The sequence below is a fragment of the Neobacillus sp. DFD-2R genome, from assembly GCF_057747865.1.
In genome coordinates, this window is sequence record NZ_CM173228.1 from 868,306 (window position 1) to 894,578 (window position 26,273).

General features: G+C 40.7%; 25 protein-coding genes. 20 read left to right on the forward strand and 5 right to left on the reverse strand.

The features are described 5' to 3' along the window. Positions 1–18 precede the first annotated feature (18 nt). Positions 19–753 (forward strand): amino acid ABC transporter ATP-binding protein, encoded by a 735-nt coding sequence (locus AC3ANV_RS04120; protein ID WP_488312406.1) that lies wholly within the window; start codon positions 19–21, stop codon positions 751–753. A gap of 220 nt (positions 754–973) precedes the next feature. Here AC3ANV_RS04120 and AC3ANV_RS04125 read toward each other — a convergent pair whose 3' ends face one another. Next, complete coding sequence (locus AC3ANV_RS04125; RefSeq protein WP_488312407.1) at positions 974–2,068, reverse strand: C39 family peptidase; 1,095 nt, start codon at positions 2,066–2,068, stop codon at positions 974–976. A gap of 471 nt (positions 2,069–2,539) precedes the next feature. Here AC3ANV_RS04125 and AC3ANV_RS04130 point away from each other — a divergent pair, with 471 nt between their 5' ends. Together AC3ANV_RS04130 and AC3ANV_RS04135 are read left to right on the forward strand one after the other, a co-directional pair. Further along, positions 2,540–2,812 carry a stage V sporulation protein S gene (locus tag AC3ANV_RS04130; RefSeq protein WP_488312408.1) on the forward strand — a complete coding sequence of 91 codons (273 nt, stop codon included), beginning with the start codon at positions 2,540–2,542 and terminating at the stop codon, positions 2,810–2,812. Positions 2,813–3,068: 256 nt separating this feature from the next. Next, positions 3,069–3,518 (forward strand): DNA mismatch repair protein, encoded by a 450-nt coding sequence (locus tag AC3ANV_RS04135; protein WP_488312409.1) that lies wholly within the window; start codon positions 3,069–3,071, stop codon positions 3,516–3,518. 227 nt (positions 3,519–3,745) lie between these two features. Here AC3ANV_RS04135 and AC3ANV_RS04140 read toward each other — a convergent pair whose 3' ends face one another. Continuing rightward, the gene (locus tag AC3ANV_RS04140) at positions 3,746–3,958 is read right to left on the reverse strand and encodes a hypothetical protein (protein WP_488312410.1); all 213 of its coding nucleotides are present in this window, start codon (positions 3,956–3,958) and stop codon (positions 3,746–3,748) included. A 184-nt stretch (positions 3,959–4,142) separates the two neighbouring features. Continuing rightward, the gene (locus AC3ANV_RS04145) at positions 4,143–5,504 is read right to left on the reverse strand and encodes a sensor histidine kinase (protein ID WP_488312411.1); all 1,362 of its coding nucleotides are present in this window, start codon (positions 5,502–5,504) and stop codon (positions 4,143–4,145) included. 506 nt (positions 5,505–6,010) lie between these two features. Here AC3ANV_RS04145 and AC3ANV_RS04150 point away from each other — a divergent pair. The 14 genes from AC3ANV_RS04150 (at position 6,011) to AC3ANV_RS04215 (ending at position 21,226) form a co-directional block, all read left to right on the forward strand. Then, positions 6,011–6,721, forward strand: coding sequence for a response regulator transcription factor (locus tag AC3ANV_RS04150; RefSeq protein WP_488312412.1), 711 nt, complete (start codon positions 6,011–6,013; stop codon positions 6,719–6,721). After that, positions 6,699–8,066: a sensor histidine kinase gene (locus AC3ANV_RS04155; protein ID WP_488312413.1), complete on the forward strand. Its 1,368-nt coding sequence runs from the start codon at positions 6,699–6,701 to the stop codon at positions 8,064–8,066. Before AC3ANV_RS04150 ends, AC3ANV_RS04155 begins: the two co-directional genes overlap by 23 nt. 372 nt (positions 8,067–8,438) lie before the next feature. Next, a complete protein-coding gene (locus tag AC3ANV_RS04160) occupies positions 8,439–8,756 on the forward strand; it encodes a DUF3870 domain-containing protein (protein WP_488312414.1) in 318 nt (105 codons plus the stop codon). Positions 8,757–8,956: 200 nt separating this feature from the next. Beyond that, complete coding sequence (locus AC3ANV_RS04165; protein ID WP_488312415.1) at positions 8,957–9,613, forward strand: CoA transferase subunit A; 657 nt, start codon at positions 8,957–8,959, stop codon at positions 9,611–9,613. 1 nt (position 9,614) lies between these two features. Then, a complete protein-coding gene (locus tag AC3ANV_RS04170) occupies positions 9,615–10,274 on the forward strand; it encodes a 3-oxoacid CoA-transferase subunit B (protein ID WP_488312416.1) in 660 nt (219 codons plus the stop codon). Beyond that, a complete protein-coding gene (locus AC3ANV_RS04175) occupies positions 10,274–11,464 on the forward strand; it encodes a thiolase family protein (RefSeq protein ID WP_488312417.1) in 1,191 nt (396 codons plus the stop codon). The genes AC3ANV_RS04170 and AC3ANV_RS04175 overlap by 1 nt, the downstream gene beginning before the upstream one ends. Beyond that, positions 11,452–12,837 carry an aminotransferase family protein gene (locus AC3ANV_RS04180; protein WP_488312418.1) on the forward strand — a complete coding sequence of 462 codons (1,386 nt, stop codon included), beginning with the start codon at positions 11,452–11,454 and terminating at the stop codon, positions 12,835–12,837. The genes AC3ANV_RS04175 and AC3ANV_RS04180 overlap by 13 nt, the downstream gene beginning before the upstream one ends. Then, complete coding sequence (locus AC3ANV_RS04185) at positions 12,821–14,116, forward strand: aspartate aminotransferase family protein (protein WP_488312419.1); 1,296 nt, start codon at positions 12,821–12,823, stop codon at positions 14,114–14,116. The genes AC3ANV_RS04180 and AC3ANV_RS04185 overlap by 17 nt, the downstream gene beginning before the upstream one ends. Before the next feature lie 44 nt (positions 14,117–14,160). Further along, on the forward strand, positions 14,161–15,621 hold the full coding sequence (locus AC3ANV_RS04190) for an aldehyde dehydrogenase family protein (protein WP_488312420.1): 1,461 nt from the start codon (positions 14,161–14,163) through the stop codon (positions 15,619–15,621). 33 nt (positions 15,622–15,654) lie between these two features. Next, complete coding sequence (locus AC3ANV_RS04195) at positions 15,655–17,175, forward strand: M81 family metallopeptidase (RefSeq protein WP_488312421.1); 1,521 nt, start codon at positions 15,655–15,657, stop codon at positions 17,173–17,175. Further along, the gene (locus AC3ANV_RS04200; protein WP_488312422.1) at positions 17,163–17,642 is read left to right on the forward strand and encodes a GNAT family N-acetyltransferase; all 480 of its coding nucleotides are present in this window, start codon (positions 17,163–17,165) and stop codon (positions 17,640–17,642) included. Before AC3ANV_RS04195 ends, AC3ANV_RS04200 begins: the two co-directional genes overlap by 13 nt. 238 nt (positions 17,643–17,880) lie before the next feature. Then, a complete protein-coding gene (gene kamA, locus AC3ANV_RS04205) occupies positions 17,881–19,290 on the forward strand; it encodes a lysine 2,3-aminomutase (protein ID WP_488314128.1) in 1,410 nt (469 codons plus the stop codon). A gap of 2 nt (positions 19,291–19,292) precedes the next feature. Continuing rightward, the gene (locus AC3ANV_RS04210) at positions 19,293–19,571 is read left to right on the forward strand and encodes a YokU family protein (RefSeq protein WP_488312423.1); all 279 of its coding nucleotides are present in this window, start codon (positions 19,293–19,295) and stop codon (positions 19,569–19,571) included. Positions 19,572–19,792: 221 nt separating this feature from the next. After that, complete coding sequence (locus AC3ANV_RS04215; RefSeq protein ID WP_488314129.1) at positions 19,793–21,226, forward strand: amino acid permease; 1,434 nt, start codon at positions 19,793–19,795, stop codon at positions 21,224–21,226. 156 nt (positions 21,227–21,382) lie between these two features. On the opposite strand, the gene AC3ANV_RS04220 is transcribed toward AC3ANV_RS04215, so the two are convergent. Then, positions 21,383–22,141, reverse strand: a complete 759-nt coding sequence (locus AC3ANV_RS04220) for a (S)-benzoin forming benzil reductase (protein WP_488312424.1) — start codon at positions 22,139–22,141, stop codon at positions 21,383–21,385. Between the two features lie 236 nt (positions 22,142–22,377). On the opposite strand from AC3ANV_RS04220, the gene AC3ANV_RS04225 reads away from it, so the two are divergent. Further along, positions 22,378–23,043, forward strand: coding sequence for an FMN-dependent NADH-azoreductase (locus AC3ANV_RS04225; RefSeq protein WP_488312425.1), 666 nt, complete (start codon positions 22,378–22,380; stop codon positions 23,041–23,043). Between the two features lie 41 nt (positions 23,044–23,084). Here AC3ANV_RS04225 and AC3ANV_RS04230 read toward each other — a convergent pair whose 3' ends face one another. Next, complete coding sequence (locus tag AC3ANV_RS04230; RefSeq protein ID WP_488312426.1) at positions 23,085–23,867, reverse strand: undecaprenyl-diphosphate phosphatase; 783 nt, start codon at positions 23,865–23,867, stop codon at positions 23,085–23,087. A 190-nt stretch (positions 23,868–24,057) separates the two neighbouring features. Here AC3ANV_RS04230 and AC3ANV_RS04235 point away from each other — a divergent pair, with 190 nt between their 5' ends. Then, a complete protein-coding gene (locus AC3ANV_RS04235; protein WP_488312427.1) occupies positions 24,058–24,837 on the forward strand; it encodes a DUF4931 domain-containing protein in 780 nt (259 codons plus the stop codon). 142 nt (positions 24,838–24,979) lie between these two features. Continuing rightward, positions 24,980–26,152: a rod shape-determining protein RodA gene (gene rodA / locus AC3ANV_RS04240; RefSeq protein WP_488314130.1), complete on the forward strand. Its 1,173-nt coding sequence runs from the start codon at positions 24,980–24,982 to the stop codon at positions 26,150–26,152. The last annotated feature ends 121 nt before the right edge of the window (positions 26,153–26,273 follow it).

Below are 26,273 nucleotides of genomic sequence, written 5' to 3' on the forward strand. Positions count from 1 at the left end.
AGAAAAGGGAGAATTACAATGATTTCAATTAAAGGACTATATAAGCAGTTTGGTGATTTAGAAGTTTTAAAAGGAATTAATTTAGAAGTTGAAAAAGGTAAGGTCGTCGTCGTAATTGGGCCATCCGGATCGGGTAAAACTACGATGCTGCGCTGTTTAAATGTATTGGAAACACCAACAAATGGCTTGATCTCCATTGAGGGCCAAGATCTCGATTTTTCACGTACTGTTTCAAAGAAACATATCGCAGCCTTCCGCCGGTTGACGGGGATGGTTTTTCAGAACTACAATTTATTCCCTCATAAGACAGCCCTTGAAAATGTCATGGAAGGCCCGGTCATTGTGAAAAATGAAGGGAAGGAAGCGGCTCGAAAAAAAGCTGTCACTTTATTAGAAAAAGTAGGTCTTGGTGATAAAATTGATTATTATCCAGCCCAGCTTTCAGGCGGTCAGCAGCAGCGTGTCGGAATTGCACGGGCGCTTGCCATGGAGCCTGAGGTGATGCTTTTTGATGAACCGACTTCCGCGCTCGACCCCGAGCTTGTCGGTGAGGTCTTGAAAGTAATGAAGGACCTTGCTCAAGAAGGAATGACGATGATAGTCGTTACTCATGAAATGCGCTTTGCCCGGGAAGCTGCGGATGAAGTCATCTTCATGGACCAGGGTGTTGTCGTAGAGAGAAATAAACCGGAAGAAATTTTTAATCACCCGAAAGAGGAACGGACGAAGAAGTTTTTGAATATGATTCAGTAAGGTGTTGTGGTCTTGGACCATGGCACTTTTCTATTACGTGCAACGACGCGATAACTTTTTATAAAACCGGGTAGGGAGAACGAAAGAAAATTGAAAAGGACCCTCGTAAAAAAGCCTTTGCTCAACGAGAGCAAAGGCTTTTTTTAATTGGGATTATTTAACTTACTAATCTAGCAATTTCTATGGTAAAAAACGTATATTTTAATATTTCTAGAATTAATTATCGGACAACTAACGCACGTTTTCCCATATCTGTATAAATTTTGTTGAAACGAGTTTTATCTATTGCATAGTTTTTATTTCCATTTAAAGGATCATTTATATAAAAATTCTTCGTACTCGCTCCGGTTACAACAATGCAGTGCAAGGGTTGCGGCCACCAGTATTTTTGGTTATTTAGATATTTAAAATGGTTTAGGTCCTTTACGTCCCCATAACCGATTGTATACCAAACTAGCACGGGGTTTCCTTTTCTTACTTCATTTTCAATAGTCGTGATGCTCGCTCCAGTAAGGTCTGAGCTACTAGTACGATAAACCCTAGCCAATTCCTGGAGCTTAACCGGGTTAATCGTGTAACCTGTACCGTTATAAGGGCTTCCTACATACCCTTTGTTTGGGTCAAGCGTATTGGTATAAGGCATCTTATTAGCTAGCGTTATCTTATCTATATTAACCCCTTTGTAGCGAAGCGCCATATCTAAACTGGTAACTTCACAGCCGGCAGGGAGCTCGGGATTTTGCAGAACAGAAGGAACATTCATAGTAAATATATTTGAATCATTTACTAGTTGCACATAATTTCCGTTAACAAATCCTTTTTGACCATTATAAGTAATTTGGTACCAACCATTAGAGAGCTGAGATTGTACAGTCAAAGTTGAGCCTTTTCGTAGCACGCTAATAATGGGGTAAGCCACAGAAGCCCCGGTGCGAATATTCAAATCGGCTGTTGCAACATATTGATTGCTTACTTGAGATGGAGAATTTGAGACTTGTAAATATTGATTGCTTACAAAACCTGCTTTGTTATTATAACTTACATTATACCAACCATTCCCTGCATTTCCTGTAATGGTAAGGTTTGTCCCCTTCTTAACTGTTCCAAGTATTGCATAGTTAGTAGAAGGCCCGCTGCGAATATTCAAGTTGTCAGTAGTGGTATAAATGAGTGAGGCTGCACTTACAACACTAGGTTGAAACAGTGGAATATGCGAAATATTAAAACCTGTTATGCCTGTACATAAAATTGTCGTTACCAAACTGGTCAATAATCGTTTTTTACTAAATCTTTTTTTCATTATTTTCAATTTCATTTCTATCCCCCTTTTTTGTCAATATCAATCTATCTTTCTATTTTTGCTAAATGAACTAACTAGTTTCCTAGATTAAGGATAAGGGTATTCAAGTTCCCCCCAGGTGGATTCCTTTCCATACTTGGTCAACGGTTAACCAAAAGTTACATCTTTTGCGAATAGTTTACAAAATTAATCAGAATCTGTCGATAATAAAATGACAAGAGATGAATAATTGGTTTACGATATAGAAACTAAAATAACGGGGCAGATGAAGAAGAACAGTAAAAAAATATATATTGGTATTGGGGGCATTATCGAACTAAAGGAATTTTATGAGTTGATAAATCGGAGGAATTCTGGATACACAAAAAGTATCAAAGGAAGTTCAATGGTTCTGTAAGATTTGAATTTGAATATTATTAAAGATACGTTAATTACATTTTTCCAGTGATCATATTAAACGATTAAATAACAGGGGGAAAAATTTATATGGATAATGTATTAAAAGTATCATCAAAATCAAATCCGAATTCAGTTGCAGGTGCAATTGCAGGTGTATTAAGTGAAAGAGGAAATATAGAAATACAAGCGATTGGAGCTGGTGCTTTAAATCAAGCGATTAAAGCCATTGCGATAGCAAGAGGATTCGTAGCTTCTAGCGGTGTTAATCTGGTTTTTGTTCCTGCATTTACAGATGTTTTAATCAATAATGAAAATAGAACAGCAATCAAACTAATTGTAGGTCCTAGAAAAAAAAGATAGATCTCCGTTGAGACGATCAATAGTAGATTATTTAAAAAACATTCCGCTAATGCTATATTAGCTTGTTGTGCTTACGGGGCAAGGTCAGTGGAACAAGATTTCATCTGATAGAAACTAGGAAAACGGCAGAATCAACCGCTTTAAATTAGGTTATTAGAAGGTGGGATTGTTAATTTAGTGCCAAACTAATATAAAGGGGAAATAAACAAATACTAAATACTAAATCCCTTTATAAACCGAGTAAAGTGGGAGAATAATGAGTATTGAAATGAAAAAAGAACATCTTATCCAGTACGGGTTAAGAGTGTTTGAAGAAATTGGGGCTAATGAAATTTGCAGCGTCTGTATTAGAAGTGGAAATTCTTGTTGTCATGGGTGTGAATTTTTAAAGGACAAGGAAGGTTGTCAAAAACGTAACACCTCTTGTATGGCGTGGTTATGCGGCTTACAAAAACATTATTTTAAAGAGATAGGGTTATTAGATGATTGGGAAAAATTGTGGACAAAAATTCCAGGTAAATTACACCGTAGAGATGTGACTCCTGATATTGTGAAGGTGAATACATTACTCAAAGTTAAACACATTAATAAAAACTCTGGAAAATTAATGGCTGATAAATTCAAAACTTTTGTAGAAGATGGGGGCAACTTAGAAAAATTAGAGGGACGTTTACAACACGATTTTGTTATGGAAAAACTAAAATAAAGCTGCTGCTTGTAATCGCTCTACAATTTTTTAAGAGCAGATCCAAAAGAAAAAATGAAGATACAAAACATTAAATAGACTGAAAATCTATTTAATGTTTTGTTATTACAAGTCATCATATAGTGATGAAAGGTGTTGTAACTGCCTTTTTCTCATTCGTTACGGAGTTGTTTAGTAAAAGAAATCAGATGTCCTTTTTTGTTTCACCTGATTAAAAAGGTACTCGATTATTCGGATGCATACTTAATTATTCCATGTAAATAAACTGAGTATTCTCGCTGTACACATTCTCTTAACTTGATTTTTCCATCACTTTCTAATTCTCCAACCAATTCTTCAATCTTTTTTTCATCTTCTTTTGTAGCTTTTGGAATCTCTGTTGCAAACAAATTACCTCGACTGGAATTGCGTAGATATTTTAATAAACCAACTTTATTCATTGGGTCATCCCCTTTTTCTATTATTTCGACATAAAGGAGGTTTTTACCTCTGTTTACAATTTATTTCTCTAATTTTCTTATTCAGCTATGGGTGAAATATTTAAAGAAGGCATCGCTTTTTCCATAAGATTTCTAAGCTTTAAAAAACCCGTATCAACGGATTAGCTGATAAGGGTTTTTCATTTTAAAGAATAATCTCAAATGTTGTCCCTTCATTCGGAATGCTTGTGACGTTAATCGTCCCTCCATGGGCTTCAACTAATTGCTTCACAATCGCCAGCCCGAGTCCGGTGCCGCCAAGGGCCCGTGCGCGTGACTTTTCAACGCGATAAAAGCGATCAAAAATCCGCGGCAGTTCTTTTTCAGGAATTCCTTTTCCATTATCCGCTACCTTGATATGGAGCGTACCACTTTTTTCACTCACATCTATCAAAATCTTCGTAAAGGGCTCTGAATATTTCCTGGCATTATCCAGTAAATTCAAGATTACTTGTTCAAAGCGGATGGGATCAATGCTGGCATATAGATCATCAGGGCAGTTAAGTACTAGACTCATAGAGTTCTCTTTCAAGGCTGGTGAAATTTTTTCAGAGATTCCTGCAAAAAAGGTGAGCAAGTGGACCGTTTCTTTTTCAATTGTAAAATTATTTTCATCCATTTTGGCTAAGTGAAATAATTCTTTCACAAGCTTTGAAACCTTGACTGCTTCTTCATGAATGATTTCGAGGTATTTATCACGATCCTTCTCACCCGTGTCTTGTCTCCGGGCAATTTCCGCGTACCCTTTTATATAGGTGAGCGGTGTCCTGAGTTCATGGGAAATGCTCGCTAAAAATTCGTTCCGTTCATTTTTTAATAGTTTTAAATCGCTTGCTAACACCTTGATTGATTCACCTAATTCACCCATTTCATCCTTTCTTAGTTTCGGTAACGAAACGGAGAAATCCCCTTTACTGATTCGCTTCGTTGCTTCACTCATTTGAATCAGCGGAAGTGTTACGAACCGCGTTAGGAAGATAATAATAATGAACATAAAGAGAACCGAAAGGACGCCGGCTAAAAGAAAGTGCCTGTTTAGACCGGAAATTAAATCCTTAATCTTTTGGGTGTTTTGAAACATATATACATAGCCATTTATTTGATTGTGGATGATAATGGGACTGACAGAGGCAATATAGGCTTCACGCTGCCAATCTTCTTCTAAAATTAACCCGTCATGGGGCACTTTTTTAGGTGTGGAATGAATGACTTCTCTCATTTCCTCTGTAACGGAACTAGAGCTCATTACAATTTTCTCCTTTTGGTCCGTTAAGATCACTTGGGTATCTGTCCTTGATTCCATCAGGGCAATATGCTTAATCGTCTCTTCATGAAAGGCTGCCTCCAGGATTTCCCGATGATTATTTCCCCTTGTTTGCAATGCAGACAGCTCATCATGCACTCTTGAATGAATGATAGTATTGTGTAAAAAAAACATCGAAATGGATTCTAATAGAAAAATAGCTAAAAAGAAAAGTACACCAATTTTAAATGATATTTTATTCATAGCCAAAAGCACCTCACTAATAAAAGCATACAGTATGTTTGGTTTTATTGGTGCACACAAATGTTGCTATTTTTTAAAAACAAGGCTCTGTTAAAGCTCATTATTGATTTAGCTCACTATGTTGATTGGAGCGGAAGGCGCGAGACTCCTGCGGGAAAAGCAGGTCAAGGGAGACCCCGCAGGCGCGTCATGCGCCGAGGAGGCTCCCGACCGCCCGCGGAAAGCGAGTGCCTGGAGCGGAAATTAACAGGCAAGTTTAACAGAGACTTAAATAAAAAAATAGGTGCCCCAACGCTTGGGAGCACCATATGTAAAAAGGGAGGTTAATTTAGAAATGAGTAGGATCAGAATAAAATAAGAGAGTGAAGGATGTTCTTATCCTTTTATGCACAGTTACATCATAGCGGGAAAGATTGAAGATGTTATGAAGAAGTTGTGGTGAATTTGTGAAGTTGAAAAAATCCCTCAACCAAAATGATATATTTATGGTGTGAGGAGTGATAAATATGAAGATTTTACTCGTTGATGATGAAAAGAGAATTATCGAAGTCCTCGAAGCCTATCTTGAAAGAGAAGGCTATGAAATTTATAGCGCCGATAACGGTATTGATGCCTTGAAAAAAGCTAAATCAGTCAGCCCTGATTTAATTATTCTTGATTTAATGCTTCCTGATATTTCCGGTGAAGAGGTTTGCCGGCTGGTCAGAAAAGAATCGGATGTTCCCATCCTGATGCTGACAGCTAAATCTGCGGAAGATGACCGGATTAACGGGATTGTTATAGGAGCAGATGATTATTTAACAAAGCCATTTAGCCCTCGGGAAGTCGTCGTTCGTGTTCAAGCAATTTTACGCAGGGTAAAGAAATCAGAGAAATTGGAGCTGCTTGAATTTAACCGTAAACAATTAGCAATTAATTTAATTAAAAAAGAAGTAACCGTAAACGGGCAGGATGTTATCTTGACGCCGCTTGAATATAAGCTGTTAACAAATATGGCATTAAATCCCGGGCGGGTATACAGCCGAATGGATTTACTGGAAAAAATTCAGGATGAAGGCATGTTTTATGAAGGATATGAACGAAGCGTCGATACACACATAAAAAATCTCCGGAAAAAAATTGAGTTGGATTCGAGGCAGCCGGCTTTTATCCTGACTGTTTTTGGAATGGGCTACAAATTTGGAGGGATTTTAGATGCTGCAAACACTCCGGTCTAAAATTCTCTTTTATTTTGTTATCATCTCGATGATTGGAATCCTTTTTGTAAGTTTTTTTATTCAGTGGGGGTTTGAAGCGAGCTTTAAAAGCTATTTGGACCGAAACAGGGATAAAAGGATCGAAAGAATTATCGACGAAATCGAAAAGGATTATAAACAAAGCGGCCATTTTACAAGCCGGGAGATTTTTGGGATCCTGCACGAGCAGGCCATGACAGACCAGCTTTATTTTCAATTATATGACCGTTTTGGTCAAATTCAGATGGACTCGTCCAAAATCCGGGGGCTGATGAATAGCTTAGGCTTAACAGAGCCAGCTCCGAATGGAGAAGAGTGGCATTCTAAATCCTATATCCTTAAAGTAGATAATCAAAACGTCGGAAAGCTGACGGCGATTTATCCTGAAGGCTTAATAGATGATGAATACACGTTTTTACAAACGATTCAATTATATATTTATGCTGCTGTTTGTTTAACGATTATTTTAGCCATTGTTTTCAGCATGCTATTCTCAAAAAAATTAACCTCCGGGTTGAAGAAGCTTTCTTTTGCAGCAAATGAACTTCAGCAGCATAACCTCAATATCCGGATTCCCTTAAAGGGTTTGCCTACCGAGGTTAAGCATCTGGCAATTTCCTTTAATAATCTTGCTGAATCATTGGCGAAGGAAGAAATGTTAAGGAAGCATTTTACCGGCGATTTAGCCCATGAGCTCAGGACACCGCTTGCTACGTTAAGAAGCCAAATGGAAGCATTTCAGGATGGTATTTGGGAACCGACACCGCAGCGTTTGCAAACAAGCCACGAGGAATTGATGAGATTAGTTCGGCTCGTTAATGAACTGGAGAAACTGCTTGCAGCAGAAAATCCCCAAATCAGGCTGGAAAAAATCGAATTGGAAGCAGGCAGTGTTTTAGCTGCGTTGTGGGAAATGTTTCTGCCATCGTTCAATCAAAAGGGGGTGCATCTTCATATAGAGGAACCGCTTGGGGAGGAAATGTTTATGGCGGATAAGGACCGCTTGATGCAAATCCTGTCAAACAGCCTCAATAACGCCCTCAAATATACGCCTGAAGGAAAAAATGTCACGATTAGTGTTTCAACGGAAAAGGATGGCTACGTTGGATTTATGATTGCCGATGAAGGTTCAGGGATAGCTGAAGACGATATCCCCCATATCTTTGAACGCTTCTATCGGGGTGATAAATCCCGTGACCGTAAAACCGGAGGCGTCGGCATCGGACTCTCCATCGTGAAAGCATTGATGGATGCCCATAAAGGAATGATCAAGGTTAAAAGCAAGTTAAATCAAGGAACGAGTATTACCCTCAGGTTTCCGAGGTAGGATTAGTGAAATCTATTAATCTAAAAAAACACTTCGGTCACGGTGAGTTTTTTTAGATTACGTTCTACCTTTAACGGGATCCCGGCTGCAATTTTCTTCGGGTTGTCCTAATAGATCTTCATTCGTTGTATCAAAAATTTTACAATTAGGTCTTTACATAAGGTTAAACTTCGTTTACTATATCACCATATAGGGTGCTCCTTTAAGATTTTTCCATTTTTAAAAAAATGAAAGCGTTATCTTTTTATGTATAATTATACACTGAATCTTTTGATTATTTTGAATATTTTGTATTGACATTGTTTTTTGGGGCCCATATAATAGAGTTAGAAACAGAAAATGAATAGTTTGTTTTTGAAAGGGGGGTGGAGCATGCAAACACTGGAAACAGTGATTGTTACCGGATATGCAAAAGCTCCTCAGGGAACTTCTATGTATGAAATGTATAAGCACGCGGGGATTGTACTGGAAGTGAATCTGAATGATCATAGAATTGTTGATGCCGAATTCACATTCGTAACAGAAATAACAAAAAACTATTTTCAAAAATTGCTGATAGGCTACTGTCTTCAAGATGGGATTCAGCAGTTAATTGAACGAATTCAAAATTTTTATTTTGCTCCTTCTCAGCAAGCGATTATTGTGGCCCTCCAAGCTGCAGTTCAACGTTACTGGGATAATGTAAAGTGAAAATATACATAACGTTTGGTTATAATAAAGTGGGGAGATGACCTCTTTCCATGGTCTTATTAAAACCGGGCAGACATAAACACTTTGTGAAGAATGGACGTTAAAACGTCTTTCTTTATAGAGGATTTATGTCCTGCTCGGTTTTTTTAATATATCCGAGCTGTTAAAACAATAATACCAGTGGAAAGAAGGTATAGAAGATGAGCAAGCTGATTACTTGCGAGGAAGCTGTAAAAAAGATTAAAAGCGGCTCACGCATTATGGTAGGTGGATTTGGACTTGTCGGAAGTCCGCTTGGTTTAATAGACGCATTGGCTCAGTCAGAAGTGAAAGATTTGGAGATTATCAGTAATAACCTGGGAGAACCGGGCAAAGGTCTTGGAATATTAGTAAGGCAAAAACAAGTAAAAAAAGCAATAGGTTCGTATTTTACTTCCAATCCGGAGGTAGTAAAAGCTTATCAGGATAAGGAACTGGAAGTGGAGCTCATCCCGCAGGGAACGATGTCTGAAGCTATTCGAGCGGGTGGTGCCGGACTGGGCGGGTTTTATACACCTGTCAGCGTCGGAACGAAAATTGCCGAAAACAAAGAACAACGAACCCTTAACGGTAAAAATTTTGTCCTGCAGGAACCGCTTAAAGCTAATTTTGCATTAATTAAAGCGAATAAGGCGGATCGATTAGGGAACCTCATTTATAACAAATCGGCAAGGAACTTCAATCCGATGATGGCGACAGCTGCGGAAGTAGTCATTGCCGAGGTAGACGAAATGGTGGAGGTAGGCCAAATTTCCCCCGAAGAAATTGTTACCCCTCATTTATATGTTGATTTTATCGTATTGAAGGGAGGGTACTAGCATGAATGTGAAACAATATATTGCTGCAAGAGCAGCGAAGGAATTAAAGAATGGCGATATCGTTAATTTAGGAATTGGGATTCCAACGATGGTGGCCGATTTCATTCCACCGGACGTTCAAGTTTTTTTACACTCAGAAAACGGCATCCTTGGAGTAGGCCCGACCCCCGATCAAGCGCATATCGATAAAGAACTTGTCAATGCCGGAAAACTTCCTGTCACAGTATTGGAGGGTTCATCCTTTTTTGATAGCGCTTCCTCTTTTGCGATGATTCGCGGGGGACATGTAACTGTCTCGATTTTAGGTGTGCTGCAAATAGATGCCAAGGGGCGAATCGCCAATTGGGCTGTACCGGGAAAAAGTGTTCTTGGTGTAGGCGGGGCGATGGATTTATTAGAGGGATCCAAAAAGGTGATCGTGACAACGATGCATACGACTAATCAAGGAGAGTCAAAGATCGTCAACGAATTAACCTATCCGATTACATCGGAACGTAGAGTGGATTTAATTATTACCGACTTAGCTGTATTTTCTGTAAAAAAAGATGGACTTCATCTAATTGAGTTGGCACCGGGGATTTCCCTTATGGAAGTTCAACAGAAAACAGAAGCGCCTTTCCATATTGCTGAATCCATTATAGGGAATGAGGTGAAGGCATAATGGCGGTAATCGTAAATGCCTTTCGAACGGCTATCGGAAAATTAGGCGGCTCATTAGCGGATTCACTCCCGGAAGAGCTCGTATCCCTTATCATGAAAAATAATCTTTCTTCTGCCGGTTACGGTGCAAATATCGTCGATGAAATTATCGTTGGTCAAACGAAACAAAGTGCCCATGCACCGAATATTGCCAGGGTGGCGTCATTAAAGGCTCTTTTTCCAGAATCGATTCCCGCCTATACGGTCCATCGTCAGTGCGGTTCGGGCATGCAGGCTGTCATGAACGGGGCAATGTCCATTTTATCCGGCCAGGCAGAAGTGGTTTTGGCCGGTGGAGTGGAAAGCATGTCACAAGCTCCCCATTATATGGTAGGAACCCGATTTGGTCTCATGACGGGAAATATGACAATGTATGACTCAAACACAGAAAGTCAGCCTAAATCACAGCCGGAGGATATATACGGCCATTTCACAATGGGACAAACAGCTGAGTGGCTTGCTGAAAAATATAACATTAGCCGCAGGGAACAAGATGAATTTGCCTTCATGAGTCAGCAGAAAGCAAAACGTGCAATTGAAATGGGTCTTTTTGAAGATGAAATCATTCCGGTACCGGTAAAGGAAGGGAAAAAGGAGATCAGGCACTTTACCATTGATGAATATCCAAGATTGACAGACGTTGAAAAGTTAGGAAGCCTAAAACCGGTGTTTCAAAAAGATGGAACGGTAACGGCCGGGAACTCCTCGGGCAGAAATGATGGTGCCTCCATGCTGATGTTGATGTCGGAAGAAAAGGTGAAGCAGCTTGGATTGGTTCCGATGGCAAGGATTCGTTCCTTTGCTGCAACAGGTGTATCACCGAAAGAAATGGGAATCGGCCCGGTTTCTGCCACCAAACTTGCATTGAAAAAAGCGGGTCTTCGTTTAGAAGATATTGATTTGATTGAATTAAATGAAGCGTTTGCTGCTCAAAGCCTTGCCTGTTTAAAAGAATGGGGCCTGAAAGGCGAAAACGTGAATGTAAACGGCGGGGCGATTGCTTTAGGCCATCCGCTTGGATGTTCAGGTGCAAGAATCATTACTACATTATGTCATGAGCTTGAAAAACAAAAACGCCAATTTGGCCTTGCGACGATTTGTGTAGCGGGCGGATTAGGAATGGCCATGGTGGTGGAAAGATGGACAGAATAAAAAAGGACTATGTGTTTCATCGTGATTTAAAAAAGGAGTACCCAATCATTTCCCACGGCGAAGGAGTCTATCTCATCGATGAGAATGGGAAAAAATATTTGGATGCTTGCTCAGGTGCGGTTGCCGCTAACTTGGGTCATGGGGTTACTTCAATTGGAGACGCTATGGCAGAACAAGCAAAAAAGGCAGCTTTCGTCCATACAATGCGCTTTGAAACGAAAGCCTTGCATGAATTAGCCGGAACGATAGGAAAGATGGCTCCTGATCATTTAAATAAAGTGTATTTTACCACCGGAGGCTCAGAAGCAAATGAAAGTGCTTTGAAGCTGGCAAGGCAATATCACAGGGATGCCGGCAGACCGCAAAAGCACATTGTGATTGGGCGCTGGCAATCGTATCACGGCAACACAATTGGTTCTTTATCGGCAGGGGGAGATGTCAAAAGAAGGCATGCCTATACTCCTAATCTATTAAACTATGCCCACGTTTATTCACCTTATTGCCATCGGTGTCCATACGGCCGTCAAAAAGAGGATTGTCTTGCGAAAGAGAACTTGACGTGTGTGACGGACATTGAAAGAACCATTATAGAGCTTGGTCCCGAGAATGTGTCGGCATTTATCGCCGAACCGATTGTCGGAAGCCAGCAAGGTGCTGTTCCGCCGCCGCCAGTGTATTTTGAAAAAGTTCGGGAACTGTGTGACCGCTACCAAATTGTCTTGATCATCGATGAAGTTATGACAGGATTTGGCCGTACCGGGACCAACTTTGCTACAGAACAGATTGGAATTGAACCTGATATCATCACCTTCGGAAAAGGGGTTTCGGCCGGATATGCTCCGCTTGCCGGCATGATTGTTCATGATCGGTTAATAGAGGGGCTCATTCAAAACAGTGACGGGAAATTCATTCACGGCTACACCTATAGCGGGCATCCCGTGGCAGTAGCTGCCGGAATTGCTGCATTGCACGTATATGAGCGTGATCGGGTGCTGGAAAATGTTATGGAGCAAGGCACTTACCTTGTCGACCGACTATTGGAGCTGAAGCAAAAACATTCCTATATATCCGATGTTCGAGGCAGAGGACTATTAATCGGCATGGAGCTTGTAAAAAATCGTGAGTATGATCAGCTGTTCGATCCATCTGAAAAAGCCGCTGAAACATTAAATGGAATTGCGATGGACCTCGGTGCCGTTTTTTATCCGGGCACCGGTTCAATTGACGGTATAAAGGGAGAACATCTCATCATCAGTCCTCCATTAACTGTCACAAAAGAAGAAATTGATGAGATGGTGAACATTTTAGATAGAGCATTCACGATATTCCAGGAGCAATTTAGAAAGGATGAGACATATGAAATTACAAAATAAAACAGATGAAATTCAAGAAAAAGCACGCAAGCATATATCGCCGGTCATGACAAGAGTAACAGAGTTTGTCATCGAAAAAGCGCATGGCGCCAAATTTTGGACAACCGACGGCGAGGAATACATTGATTTCGTTTCGGGAGTGGCCGTCAATGCAGTCGGGCATACGAATGAAAAAATGGTTGAAGCCATTAAAAAGCAAGCAGAGAACTTGATCCATCTTGGATTGAACTATGGGTATTATGAAACGGCAGCCAATTTAGCGGAAAAGCTTGCACACATTACACCGGGAAATTTAGACACGGTCTTTTTCTCCAATTCGGGTGCTGAAGCCATAGACGGTTCGCTTAAATTAGCAAAGGCGGCCACAGGCAGACCGGCCATTATTGCTTTTGAAGGGTCGTTTCACGGACGTACATTAGGGGCAACAGCCATTACGGCTTCCAGCTCTAAATACCGGCGTTATTATGAACCTATATTAGGTGAAGTGTACCACGTCCCATATCCGTATCCTAGCCAATTAAAAAACATTAAAGAAGACGAAGTAAACGAGTATTGCTTGAATCAGCTTCAAAAACTGTTTGATTTACGCGTGGACCCTTCCCGTGTAGCGGCCATCATCATTGAACCGGTAATGGGGGAAGGCGGCTATTTTCCGGCACCGCCAAGCTTTTTGCGGGCGTTAAGAAAGATTACGGAGGAGCACGGCATTTTGCTTATTTTTGACGAGGTACAAACAGGGTTTGGCCGTACAGGAAAAATGTTCGCGGCAGAGCATGCCAATGTGACACCTGATATTTTAGTACTGGCAAAAGCCCTATCAGGCGGCATGCCTCTTGGTGCCATTGTAGCCAATCGTGAGCTTCATGAAAAATGGCCGACAGGTGGCCATGGTTCGACATTTGGCGGAAATCCGGTTTCTTGTGCTGCAGCCCTGGCAAATATTGAGGTAATTGAAGAAGAAAAGTTAGTAGAACGTAGTGCACTGCTTGGAGCAGAGATAGTCGAACGGCTTCAAAAATCAGTCGGTCATTTACCTGGCATTGTTGAGGTCCGGGGAGTGGGCATGATGATTGGTATTGAATTTGACCGGCATTCTTCAGCTTCAATTGTACCGAGGATCAAAACGAAGGCACTGGAATCCGGCTTGCTCATTATGAACTGTGGTGTAAGCGGGCAAACAATCCGTTTAATGCTTCCGCTTAACATTCAAGAGGATGTGCTGGACAAGGGATTAACGATTTTAGAAGAGGTTATCTCAGAAACGATCGCGGAGAGCTAATCTTTATTTCTCCCGGCGGTACCACAGAAGAGGAGGTCATATTTATGTCTAATCAAATTAAACAAAAGATTCTTCAGGGAGAGCTTTATATAAATGGGAAATGGGTAAGTGAACCTGATCAAACCTACTTTGAAAGTTTGAACCCTGCTACCGGAGAACTTGTCGGGATATGTGCCGCAGCAACAACAGAGCAAGTGAACGATGCGGTCTCAAACGCGAATGCAGCCTATTCACGATGGAGGAACATTCCTATTCCCGAAAGAGCGGCTTATTTAACGAAAGCTGCTCAACTGTTTGAAACACGCAAAGAAGAATTGGCTCAAGTTATGACAATGGAAATGGGCAAGGTGCTTGCAGAGTCTTTGGGCGAAGTCGGAGTGGTCAGTGCTACTGCCCAATATATGGCGGGAGAGGGCCGGCGCCTCTTTGGAGAAACAGTTCCTGCATCTTTCCCGGACCGTAACGTGAGAATGGTGCGGGAATCGCTTGGTGTTACGGCATGCATTACCCCTTGGAACTTCCCGGTAGCGCTTGCTTCCTACAAAATTTTTTCAGCTCTGATTGCGGGGAATACGGTCGTATGGAAGCCTGCTTCAGAGGTAGCGTTATCGGCAAAGATTTTCGTAGAAATTCTGGAAGACGCGGGATTGCCGGCAGGGGTTTTAAACTTAATTACCGGTTCGGGAAGGACAGTCGGACGAACCCTCGCTGAGCATCCGGATGTCAAAGTCATTTCTTTTACGGGCTCAACGGAAGTCGGACAACAGCTTGCTGAAATGAGCTGCAAAACGTTAAAACGGATATCTTTAGAATTGGGTGGAAAAAATGCGGTAATCGTTTTGAAGGATGCGGACTTGGAGAAAGCGGCTGATGGAATCGTTAAATCCGCTTTTACAACAACGGGTCAGCGCTGTACAGCGGCAAGCAGGGTAATTGTAGAGCGTTCAGTGAAGGAGAAGCTCCTACAAAAAGTTGTCCAAAAAACAAAGTCTATGAAAATAGGAAACGGTCTTGAAGCAGGGAATCAAGTTGGTCCGCTTGTAAATGAAGACCAGCTTATCATAGTCGAAAAATATGTGAAAACAGCGATAGAACAAGGCGGGAAAATTGTATCAGGCGGTCAGCGCGTCACCGAATTGGGCGGCTATTATTATGAGCCGACAATTATTGAAAACGTAAAGCCGACGGATGTTATTGCACAGGAAGAAATATTTGGTCCTGTACTTGCCATCATTGAAGTAGATTCCTATGAAGAAGCGATGGAAGTAAATAATGGGACCATTTATGGGCTATCGACTTCCATTTATACAGAGAGCCTTCATTTTGCGAACCGTGCTGCAAAGGAAGCGGTAAGCGGTCTTGTCTATATTAACAACGGAACGTCCAATGCCGAGATGGGGGTGGCATTTGGGGGGATGAAAATGTCCGGAAACGGCCACCGTGAAGTTTCTCATCATGCATTCGATGTCATGACAGAGTGGAAGTCAATCTATACGAACTATTGATAAATGCCTATGTCTAATGCGAAGGGGGAGAATATGAGAAAACACCGTATTGGAATTGCCTTCTTTTACCATGAATCCCACAGTTTCAGCCCGATGAAAACCGAAATCGAACAGTTCCGAAATGAAGGCTACTTTATCGGCGATGAAATTTATGATGCCTATTCAGAAACGAAAACGGAAGTGGGAGGATTTCTGGATGTATTGAAACAGGAAGAGGATGTTGAAATCGTACCGCTGCTTTGTGCGGCCGCAATTCCATCGGGTGTGGTTTCAACAAATGCTTACTCTATCATCGAAGAGCAAATGCTGGAGTCCATCCAACAGTCAGGAAGGCTGGACGGTTTATTGCTGGCACTGCATGGCGCGATGGTTGTGGAGCACCTCTATGATCCGGAAGCGCATTTACTGGGAAAAATCCGTGAAATCATCGGACCCAAGGTCCCGATTGCAACAACCCTGGATATGCATGCCAATTTAAGCGGAAAAATGATTGATTACACACCGCTTCATTTTGGATTTAAAACATATCCCCATATTGATATGTATGAACAAGGCGTCCATGCTGCTATCGCTTTATTAAAGCAATTAAAGGAAGGCGTGACATATTACGCTTCATTTGAAAAATTGCCGATGATGCCTCCATCTATCAATATGAGAACGGCAGAAGGGCCGATGCATAAAATGATCGAATGGGCGAAACAAGCGGAAGAGGATGAAGGGATTTACAATGTGTCCGTATTTGGCGGATTTCCTTACTCGGATATACCTGTGGCAGGTGCATGCGTGCTGGTTGTGGCGCTCGATCCGCAAAAAGGAAAAGAGGCTGCTAAAAAACTAGCTTCCTTGTTTTGGAGTGTAAGAGAAGAATTTATCATCGATTTGCCAGGTGTGAAAGAAGGATTGAATGCGGCATTGGCGATAGAGGATGACTTGCCAATCGTTCTGGCTGATATCTCAGATAATCCGTTAAGCTGCGGGAGCGGGGATACAACAGAGCTGCTTCGGGAAATGGTGCACATGAATACTCCCGACACACTTTTTGGAGGACTCTACGATCCCGAATCCATTGAGGCTTGCCTTAGGACTGGAGCCGGAAACAAGGTATCGTTGTCCCTTGGAGGGAAAGTATCGCCGGAATTTGGGGAACCCGTTCAGGTCGAAGCAACGGTCGTGGCTCTATCAGACGGTATATTTCACAATTCAGGGCCCTTCAATCAGCATTTAAAAGTTGATTTAAAGGGAGCGGCACACATTCGCGTCGGCGAGATGGATGTCCTGCTTATTGGAAGGCCGATGTCAGCGAACGATCCGGAAATGTTTCGGCATATTGGAATTGAGCCTTCGACAAAGAGAATTCTTGGGTTAAAAGCAAAAAATCATTTCCGGGCAGCGTTTGAGCCGATTGTTGGCCGTATTATTTATGTGGATGCACCCGGTGTTGCTTCCAATCGGTTGACCACTTTTACGTATCGTCACATTCCAAGGCCAATATGGCCATTGGATGATATCCAATATGAAGTCGAACAGAGGAGGAAGGAAAAGTGGAAACAATAAACAAATCCTATTTTGTCGAAGTACCGGCTTCATTAGACCCGGAACAGCTAAGAATGATGATGGAGCTTGAAAAAGATGCCTTTCCGGGGGTAGGAGCTGTTGATGAACAAACGCTTATTCCGCTTACACGCTATGGAAAACTCATTCAATATCGTCAGTCAAATGATCCAAGACCGATAGCAATTTGTGAATTAATGAGAGATTACAATGATATACATAAAGCCTACATTTTTGGGTTTTATGTCCGATCCGACCAGCAAGGGAAAGGAATCGGGAAATTATTTTTACACGAAATTTATCCACTTCTAAAGCAAGATGGTTTTCAAAAGGTTTGCTTAACGGTCAACATAGAAAACAAAGCAGCCGTCAAATTATATGAAAAATTAGGGTTTGTGATAAAAGAGACGAGATTCGATGAATTTGGCGAAGGGGAAAATCGCTATTATATGGAGTATTTTATTTCTTAAGGCTCTTTTCGTAAACTTTGTTGCTTTTGAAACTTAATAAAGTTCATTTACTAAGTTTCTAGGCAATTTTCGCAAATGTTCTTACGAAAAGATGCCACGAAGCTTCTAATTATACGGGTTGATAAACTTATACGAAAAACAACAATCTATGCGAAAATAGCCTTTCTTAAAAAAGTAATAGATCAGGGGAGAATTCACTAAAAACGGTCAATAAAATAATTTTTTTGGAGGGATTATGATGAGAAACAATTTATTTAAACCAAAAAGACATTGGAAAGAAATCGAGCTTTGGAAGGATGTAACGGAGGAGCAATGGAATGATTGGGTATGGCAATTGACAAATACGATTAAAAGTTTAGAAGACTTAAAGAAAGTAGTCAATTTAACACCGGAGGAAGAAGAAGGAGTTAAAATTGCAACGAAAACAATCCCATTAAACATCACGCCGTATTATGCATCGCTTATGGATCAAGATGATCCAAGATGTCCGGTTCGTATGCAGTCTGTTCCAATCGCGCAGGAATTGTATAAAACAAGATATGATTTAGAGGATCCCCTGCATGAAGATGAAGATTCACCGGTACCCGGCTTAACGCATCGTTATCCCGATCGCGTGCTGTTCTTAGTCACAAACCAATGCTCCATGTACTGCCGTTACTGTACTAGAAGACGCTTCTCCGGACAAATTGGAATGGGCGTACCAAAGAAACAGTTGGACACAGCCATTCATTATATCGCTTCTAACCCGCAAATTCGAGATGTGCTGATCTCCGGAGGAGACGGACTTCTGATTAATGACAACATTTTAGAATATATTTTAAAGAATTTACGCGAGATTCCCCATGTGGAAATTATTCGTATCGGTACCAGAGCGCCTGTCGTGTTTCCGCAGCGCATTACCGAAAACCTTTGCAATATCTTGAAAAAGTATCATCCGGTCTGGCTGAATACACATTTCAATACTTCAATTGAAATTACGGAAGAATCGAAGCGTGCATGTGAAATGCTTGCAAATGTTGGTGTACCACTTGGGAACCAGGCGGTTATTTTAGCAGGAATTAACGACAGTGTGCCAATCATGAAACAGCTTATGCATGATCTTGTTAAAATTCGCGTTCGTCCCTATTATATTTACCAATGTGATTTATCAGAAGGGATCGGCCATTTCCGTGCACCGATTAGCAAAGGATTGGAAATCATGGAAGGTCTTCGCGGCCATACATCGGGTTATGCCGTTCCGACATTTATTGTTGATGCCCCGGGAGGCGGCGGTAAAATTCCATTGCAGCCGAACTATATCATTTCTCAAAGTTCTAATAAAGTCGTATTACGTAACTTCGAAGGTGTCATTACATCTTATCCGGAACCGGAAAATTATCAGTCAGGCAGTGCTGAGGATTACTACAAAAAGGTATATCCTGAAGTGTTTGAAAAGTTTGAAAGTAATGGTGTTCTTTCTATTATTGATGACACGAAATTTAACCTTACTCCGGAAGGCCTAAAACGTTTAGATCGCCGAAAAACGTATAATGAAAATCCTGAACATAGCTCATTAAAGGATAAACGTGATAAACGTGACGAGTTAAAAGAGAAAAAATTCCAATCGCAACTGAACAAGTATGAGACGGTCGGAGCAAGGGAGGAATAATCGTGAATTGTCAATGGTGTGAGTCTGACACAGCACGTGAAACGAGCAACACAGTCTATTGGGAACTTCCGGATGGTACAAAAGCGATTGAAATTCAGAACACACCATCCGTCCATTGCTTAGAATGCGGAATGACCTATCAAACAGATGAAACAGTGAAAGAAATCGAAGATCAGCTGTTTTTAATTGATACGTCAAAACTCGAAAAAAGTATGACGTATGATACGCTTATGGCTGTCCCCCGCTTATTGAAACGAAACTACTTTGATTTTTCAAAATAATTTGCCGGATAATCTTATGGGTGATTTATTCCTAACCTTTACAAGACAGAGTAAATCACTCATAGGAAACAAGTAAGTTCAGCTAACAATTTGTGGAGAAAAAAAGGATTTTATAAAAAGTGAAGTAGACCCGAATGTTCAATAGTAAAGGTGGGACAAGAATGGAAGCAATCAAAATTGATGAAAATAGTCAGAATAGTCATAATGATGAAAAAGGCGGAATGCACATTAAACGCAATCTTAAGGCACGTCACATGACGATGATTGCGATTGGCGGCTCAATCGGGACAGGGTTATTTTTAGCATCAGGGTCGTCCATTCAAACAGCTGGACCCGGAGGAGCGCTAATAGCTTATGGAGCTATCGGCATCATGGTCTACTTTTTGATGACAAGTCTCGGAGAAATGGCTACCTTCATGCCGGTTTCAGGCTCCTTTTCAACATATGCCAACCGTTTTGTTGATCCGGCATTTGGTTTTGCGCTCGGTTGGAATTATTGGTTCAACTGGGCTATAACACTGGCGGTTGAAATAGTTTCATCAGCTATTATTATGAAGTTTTGGTTTCCTGATGTACCGAGCATCGTGTGGAGTGCCTTGTTTTTAGGATTAATCTTTTTATTGAATGCATTGTCGGTTAAAAGTTACGGAGAATCCGAGTATTGGTTCTCCTTAATAAAAGTAGTGACTATCATTGTTTTCATAGGAGTCGGTTTGCTCACCATTTTCGGTATTCTGGGCGGACAGTTTATCGGGTTTAAAAACTTTACTATAGGAGATGCTCCGGTTCATGGAGGCTTTTTGTCCATATTAAGTATTTTTTTCATCGCCGGTTTTTCATTTCAAGGAACGGAACTCGTCGGGATTGCCGCCGGAGAAAGTGAAGAGCCCGAGAAAAACGTACCAAAGGCGATTCGACAAGTATTTTGGCGTATTCTTTTATTCTATATTGTTGCCATTACTGTCATTGGACTTATTATTCCTTATACAAGTCCTAACCTTTTAGGCGGGGATGTCGACAAAATCGCTGTCAGTCCTTTTACCCTTGTATTTAAGAAAGTGGGCATTGCATTTTCGGCATCTGTGATGAATGCGGTCATTTTGACATCGGTCTTATCGGCAGGGAATTCCGGTTTATATGCATCGACACGCATGCTTTGGTCCATGGCAAAGGATGGTCAGGCACCTAAATTTTTACAAAAAGTAAATAAACGCGGGATTCCGATGAATGCCCTTGTCGCAACAACAATTATTGGGGCCTTTGCCTTTTTAACGTCCATTTTTGGAGATCAAGTGTATACATGGTTATTAAATGCGTCAGGCTTAACCGGATTTATTGCCTGGCTTGGAATTGCCGTCAGCCACTACCGTTTTAGAAAAGCATATTTGGCACAGGGCAGGGACATGAATGATTTGAAATTTAAGGCGAAATGGTTCCCGTTCGGTCCGATTCTCGCTTTTGCGATGTGTGTCATTGTCATTTTCGGCCAAAATTATCAAGCTTTTTTAACTGGTAAGATTGATTGGTATGGATTAGCTGTAGCCTATATTGGTTTACCGATCTTTTTGGCATTTTGGCTCGGGTATAAGTTCGTTCATAAAACGAAATTTATCCCGCTAAAAGAGTGTTCCTTTGAGTCAGAGTCTGATGAATAAGTAAGCCTGTTAAGAGAAATGACGTGTGAAATTGATACACGTCATTTCTTGTTGTGTAGGAACATATACAAACCTAGACCTGTGGATATTTGTCCTTGAAAGCTGAGTTGAAGGACAGTTTTCTTGTTCCGCCAGGGGGTTTTGTCCTTCAATAAACTATTTTATAAAATCACTCACATGATATATTTTTCCGCTCTCGGCATTTCCGTTTAATACCAAATCAATTAACGGGTTAGCGACGGCGTCTGCCTCCAGCAGCTTGTTTTTTTCTTTGTAATCTATAAATTTCTCCAGTTCCTTAAATGCTTCCTTGGAGGAAGAGCGGATCGTTTCTTGCATTTTTGTATCCATAATTCCCGGGCTATAGGCGATTATTTTATTGTTGGTTTTCATTTCTGCTTGCTCTAATGCGGCAGTTTGGGTAAACATATTTAACCCGGCCTTCGCACTGCAATAAACACTCCAGCCCTCAATCGAGCGAACTGCGGCACCGGAAGTAATATTAATGGCCTGAACCGTCGTACCGGACTGGCCGGCCTTCTTCAAAAAGATATTGGTAATTAAAATCGGTGCAATTAAGTTTACTTGGATATTTCGAATAATCGGGGTTTGATCCAAATTTCCGACTGTTTCGATTGGTTCGATAACACCGGCATTATTAAAAAGATAGATTTCGTGCGGATTTTTTTGATAAATACAATGAGCGATTTCCATAAACACCTCCTGAACTTCTTTTTCTAAAGAAAGATTGCAGGGATAATGTCGGTAGAAAAGTCCTTTTTCTAATGCAAGCTTCCGGATCCCGTTATTTTCAGTCCGGGAAACGGACACAACTGCAATTTGCTCCTGCAGCATCCTTTTGGCAATCGCTTCGCCCAGACCCCTTGATGCCCCGGTGATAATAGCGTATCTCATAAACTCCCCCCTAGGAAAATACTTTTTTGATGCCTTAATATGTAGAATTCAGAACCTAATTTAATTTTAGTATTCGGTCACCCTTAATTCAACTAAATCGCTAAAGCTATTCCAAAAATGGAAAAGGCTAGCTGTTCATAAATTTTCCACAAACTTCACTTATTGTTCAATAGTGAGCAAGAAAGTTTATAGTACTATAGTAATAGAAAAAATTTTAAAAAGGGGATGGGATCTAAATGTCGAGGCTTCTTTATATTACAGTAAACCCAAAAAATGATAAAAACCTTTCAAAAGGGATGCAAATTGGTGAGGTTTTTCTGGAAGCGTTCAAAAAAGAAAAGCCCGATGTAGAAATTGTTCCGATGCATTTATACGACATGGAAATCCCTGAAATTGATATGGATTTATTGTATGCCCGGGCCAAACTATCCTTTATGGGATATACAATTGAGCAGCTTTCCGAAGCAGAACGGACGAAGCTTATCAAAATGCATGCGCTTGCCGATCAGTTTATTAACGCGGATTATTATGTTTTTGTTACTCCGCTTTGGAACCTTGGCTCACCGGCCATTTTAAAAGCATTCCTCGATAACGTCTTCATTGTGAACAAAACGTTTATCAACACCGATGATGGTCCCAAAGGACTACTAACAGGCAGGAAGGCTGTCCATATTCAAACACGCGGAGGCATCTATTCTACAGGCCCAATGGTTGATTTTGAATTCGGTGATCGCTTCTTAACAACTGCACTTGGCTTCCTTGGCTTTGAGGTAATGGATACCGTTATCGCAGAAGGAATGGACCATTTTCCGAAAATGGCGACTAAGATTATGGAAAAAGCAAAACAGAAGGCGGCAGAAGCAGCAAGAGAAATGGCGAGAGAAGTTATTCCGGTTTCCTAATAATAAAACGCGGTTCCAACGTACGAACCGCGTTTTTTCTATTAAAATTTACCCGTAAATTGGAAAATCAAAATGGCTAACCCTAACACCCAGACATAAATAGCAAATGGTTTTAAAGAATGCTTTTTCAAAAAGCCGATCATCCATCTAACGGCAACATAACCGAAAATGGCAGAGGAGACGATGCCAACGAGCAGGGCGGATAAAGAGATTTCTTCACCCCCGCCGCTGACTAAATCGAGTGACTGAAGGACAACAGCTCCAGCAATAGCCGGTGTTGATAAAAGGAAGGAAAAATAGGCAGCCGTTTCCCGGTCTAATTTTCTCCATAACGCAGCAACAATCGTCATTCCGGAACGGGATATAGCGGGGAAAATGGCGGCTGCTTGAAAAGTACCGATAATAAAGGCATCCGAATAGCTAATTTCATCCATCTTTTTATAGCCATTTTTAATACTGTCAGCAAACCATAGAAAGATTCCCGTAATTAAAAACTCCCATCCGATTGTTGCCCCCGTTTTCGAAATTTCTTCAAAATAATCTTTGAATAATAGTCCAATAACAACGGCAGGAATCGTTCCTACTATTAATAGAAAGGTTAATTTGCAAAACGGGTTTTTTATGATTTTCATAAACTCGTCCTTATAAAAAACAAACACAGCCAGGAGTGTCCCGACATGCAGCATCGTATCCAGAAGCAGCCCCGCTTCCTGCAATCCAAATAAATTTCTCCCTAAATACAAATGGCCTGTACTGCTTATAGGTAAAAACTCCGTTAATCCTTGAATAATTCCCAATATAAGAGCTTCTAATTTGGTTAACATAAAATCCCCCCTTTCTTTGATAGCTTGTTTATTTAAAAGATATTCGTAAAAAAACTTACTATTCAACCATTTCGTAAATTAAGCATTATGTGATGTGGATATTTAAATGCGTGTTATGATAAAAGTAGGAAAAAGAAAATATTTCAGCCATAAATATAGAAGAAAGTATGTTTAGAGAGGGGATACGCATTTGAATAAAAGTCATCTATTTTTTAATACCTCCATCGGTGTCCAAAAGCCCGAAAATATTCGTAATAAGCAGCAAGCCTGTCCTTTTTGCGATAGAGACGGGCTAACAAATATATTGGCTGTCGATGGTTCGATCATTCTTTTAAAAAATAAATACCCTGTGTTGGAGAATGCGTATCAAACGGTGTTAATTGAAACAGATGATTGTGATGCGGAATTGTCGACTTATTCACCGGAGCATTTACATAAATTGATTAGGTTTGGAATTCATCATTGGTTGGCTATGGAGAAAACCGGTGAATTTAAATCGGTTATTTTTTTCAAAAACCATGGTCCGTTATCGGGAGGAACGCTGGCACATCCCCATATGCAAATCATTGGCTTACATGATATCGATTGTAGAGAAAAGATAGAGGATGTGGTCTTCGAGGGGATTGTAATTAATGAGGCGGAAGGGGTCCGATTCACACTATCAACAAAGCCAAGAATAGGATTTTATGAGTTTAATGTGCGAATGACCGATAAAGGCTACATTGAAAGGTTCGGAGATTACCTTCAAATTGCGGTGGATTATATATTAAACCATTTTCCCTTCAAGGCGGGCAGCTATAATTTGTTTTTTCATCATATTAATGGTGAAATTATTGCCAAAATTGTTCCCCGTTTCGTTACCACTCCACTTTACATTGGGTATGGAATCCCGCAAGTCCCGAATAATCTCGAGTGGATGGGTTCTGAGGTAAAGAGATTATATTTTAATTTATCTAGCTCCAGTGCCTGAACAAGGCGCTGCCGCTTTTCTGATAAAATGTAAAAAAAACCATCTTAAGGTTAGAAGTTGTACTTTATGCTCATTAAAAATATAATGGAGAAATGTACAGGTGCTTTTATTGGTTTGTTACATTAAAGGAGATAGAATGAGCATGACTTCAAATAACAATACAACTTCTAAACTTGATTACAGTCTTGTTTTTATTTTGTTACTACTATTTTTGGCGAGCTGTGTCGCTATTTATAGTGCGCAAACAACAGGACAATACAAAGAAAACTTTTTGGTAAAGCAGATTCTTTGGTATGGAGTGAGTGCAGGTCTTGTTGCCGGGATAATGACCCTGGATTCTGACCAATTAAAAAAACTGGCCTGGTATGCTTATGGATTTGGTATCTTCCTGCTTGGGCTATTGCTTGTCGCACCTGCAAGTATTGCTCCCGTTATCAATGGAGCGAAGAGCTGGTTTAAGGTTCCTGCCATGGGATCGTTGCAGCCATCGGAGTTTGTCAAAGTATTTATTATTTTGACTCTTGCAAGAGTCATTGATGATCATCATCAAAAAAACACAGTTAAAACGGTTCAAACTGATTTGTGGCTTTTGACAAAGCTGGGCCTTGTGACAATGGTTCCATTAGCCCTTATCATGAAACAGCCGGATTTAGGTACGGGTCTCGTTTTCATCGCAATTTTGTTAGGGATGATTTTTATTTCAGGGATCACCTGGAAATTGCTTGTACCGATTTTTTCTGTCGGGGTATCGTTGATTACCGTTATTTTTTATTTCGTTCTAGTAAAACCTGATCTGCTTGAAAAATATTTAGGGGTAAAACAATATCAATTTGGCCGGATCTATTCCTGGCTGGACCCATATAATTATCAAAGTTCAGAAGGGTATCAGTTAACTAAGTCCTTGCTGGCAATAGGTTCAGGAATGACAGGCGGTAAAGGATTTATGCGTCGGGAAATATACTTGCCAGAAAGCCAAACCGACTTTATTTTTAGTGTTGTTGGTGAAGAATTTGGCTTTATTGGTGCAAGTGTGTTAATTAGTTTATTTTTCTTGTTGATTTACCACATTACTAAGGTAGGTATGGAAACCAAGAATAATTTTTATACCTATATTTGTGTAGGGGTTATCAGCATGATCACTTTCCACGTATTCCAAAATATCGGGATGACGATTGGGGTTTTACCGATTACCGGTATCCCATTGCCGTTTATTAGCTATGGCGGTAGTTCGTTAATGGGGAATATGATGGGGCTGGGGTTAATTTTCTCCATTCGCTACCATTACAAAAAATATATGTTCTCAACAAGTGCATAAAGTAAGAAGAGCGCGGGCTTTGCCAACGCTCTTCTTACTTTCATTTTGTAATATCAACAATTTTCAGAGATATATCGACAAAAAAACGGCAAACGATGAGAAAACGTGCCACAAGTCAAAT

What these genes read in the sequence shown, in the direction of transcription:
- AC3ANV_RS04120 (WP_488312406.1), top strand. Translation starts at nt 19, where the DNA reads ATGATTTCAATTAAAGGACTATATAAGCAGTTTGGTGATTTAGAAGTT.
- AC3ANV_RS04125 (WP_488312407.1), bottom strand. Translation starts at nt 2,068, where the DNA reads ATGAAATTGAAAATAATGAAAAAAAGATTTAGTAAAAAACGATTATTG.
- AC3ANV_RS04130 (WP_488312408.1), top strand. Translation starts at nt 2,540, where the DNA reads ATGGATAATGTATTAAAAGTATCATCAAAATCAAATCCGAATTCAGTT.
- AC3ANV_RS04135 (WP_488312409.1), top strand. Translation starts at nt 3,069, where the DNA reads ATGAGTATTGAAATGAAAAAAGAACATCTTATCCAGTACGGGTTAAGA.
- AC3ANV_RS04140 (WP_488312410.1), bottom strand. Translation starts at nt 3,958, where the DNA reads ATGAATAAAGTTGGTTTATTAAAATATCTACGCAATTCCAGTCGAGGT.
- AC3ANV_RS04145 (WP_488312411.1), bottom strand. Translation starts at nt 5,504, where the DNA reads ATGAATAAAATATCATTTAAAATTGGTGTACTTTTCTTTTTAGCTATT.
- AC3ANV_RS04150 (WP_488312412.1), top strand. Translation starts at nt 6,011, where the DNA reads ATGAAGATTTTACTCGTTGATGATGAAAAGAGAATTATCGAAGTCCTC.
- AC3ANV_RS04155 (WP_488312413.1), top strand. Translation starts at nt 6,699, where the DNA reads ATGCTGCAAACACTCCGGTCTAAAATTCTCTTTTATTTTGTTATCATC.
- AC3ANV_RS04160 (WP_488312414.1), top strand. Translation starts at nt 8,439, where the DNA reads ATGCAAACACTGGAAACAGTGATTGTTACCGGATATGCAAAAGCTCCT.
- AC3ANV_RS04165 (WP_488312415.1), top strand. Translation starts at nt 8,957, where the DNA reads ATGAGCAAGCTGATTACTTGCGAGGAAGCTGTAAAAAAGATTAAAAGC.
- AC3ANV_RS04170 (WP_488312416.1), top strand. Translation starts at nt 9,615, where the DNA reads ATGAATGTGAAACAATATATTGCTGCAAGAGCAGCGAAGGAATTAAAG.
- AC3ANV_RS04175 (WP_488312417.1), top strand. Translation starts at nt 10,274, where the DNA reads ATGGCGGTAATCGTAAATGCCTTTCGAACGGCTATCGGAAAATTAGGC.
- AC3ANV_RS04180 (WP_488312418.1), top strand. Translation starts at nt 11,452, where the DNA reads ATGGACAGAATAAAAAAGGACTATGTGTTTCATCGTGATTTAAAAAAG.
- AC3ANV_RS04185 (WP_488312419.1), top strand. Translation starts at nt 12,821, where the DNA reads ATGAAATTACAAAATAAAACAGATGAAATTCAAGAAAAAGCACGCAAG.
- AC3ANV_RS04190 (WP_488312420.1), top strand. Translation starts at nt 14,161, where the DNA reads ATGTCTAATCAAATTAAACAAAAGATTCTTCAGGGAGAGCTTTATATA.
- AC3ANV_RS04195 (WP_488312421.1), top strand. Translation starts at nt 15,655, where the DNA reads ATGAGAAAACACCGTATTGGAATTGCCTTCTTTTACCATGAATCCCAC.
- kamA (WP_488314128.1), top strand. Translation starts at nt 17,881, where the DNA reads ATGAGAAACAATTTATTTAAACCAAAAAGACATTGGAAAGAAATCGAG.
- AC3ANV_RS04215 (WP_488314129.1), top strand. Translation starts at nt 19,793, where the DNA reads ATGCACATTAAACGCAATCTTAAGGCACGTCACATGACGATGATTGCG.
- AC3ANV_RS04220 (WP_488312424.1), bottom strand. Translation starts at nt 22,141, where the DNA reads ATGAGATACGCTATTATCACCGGGGCATCAAGGGGTCTGGGCGAAGCG.
- AC3ANV_RS04225 (WP_488312425.1), top strand. Translation starts at nt 22,378, where the DNA reads ATGTCGAGGCTTCTTTATATTACAGTAAACCCAAAAAATGATAAAAAC.
- AC3ANV_RS04230 (WP_488312426.1), bottom strand. Translation starts at nt 23,867, where the DNA reads ATGTTAACCAAATTAGAAGCTCTTATATTGGGAATTATTCAAGGATTA.
- rodA (WP_488314130.1), top strand. Translation starts at nt 24,980, where the DNA reads ATGACTTCAAATAACAATACAACTTCTAAACTTGATTACAGTCTTGTT.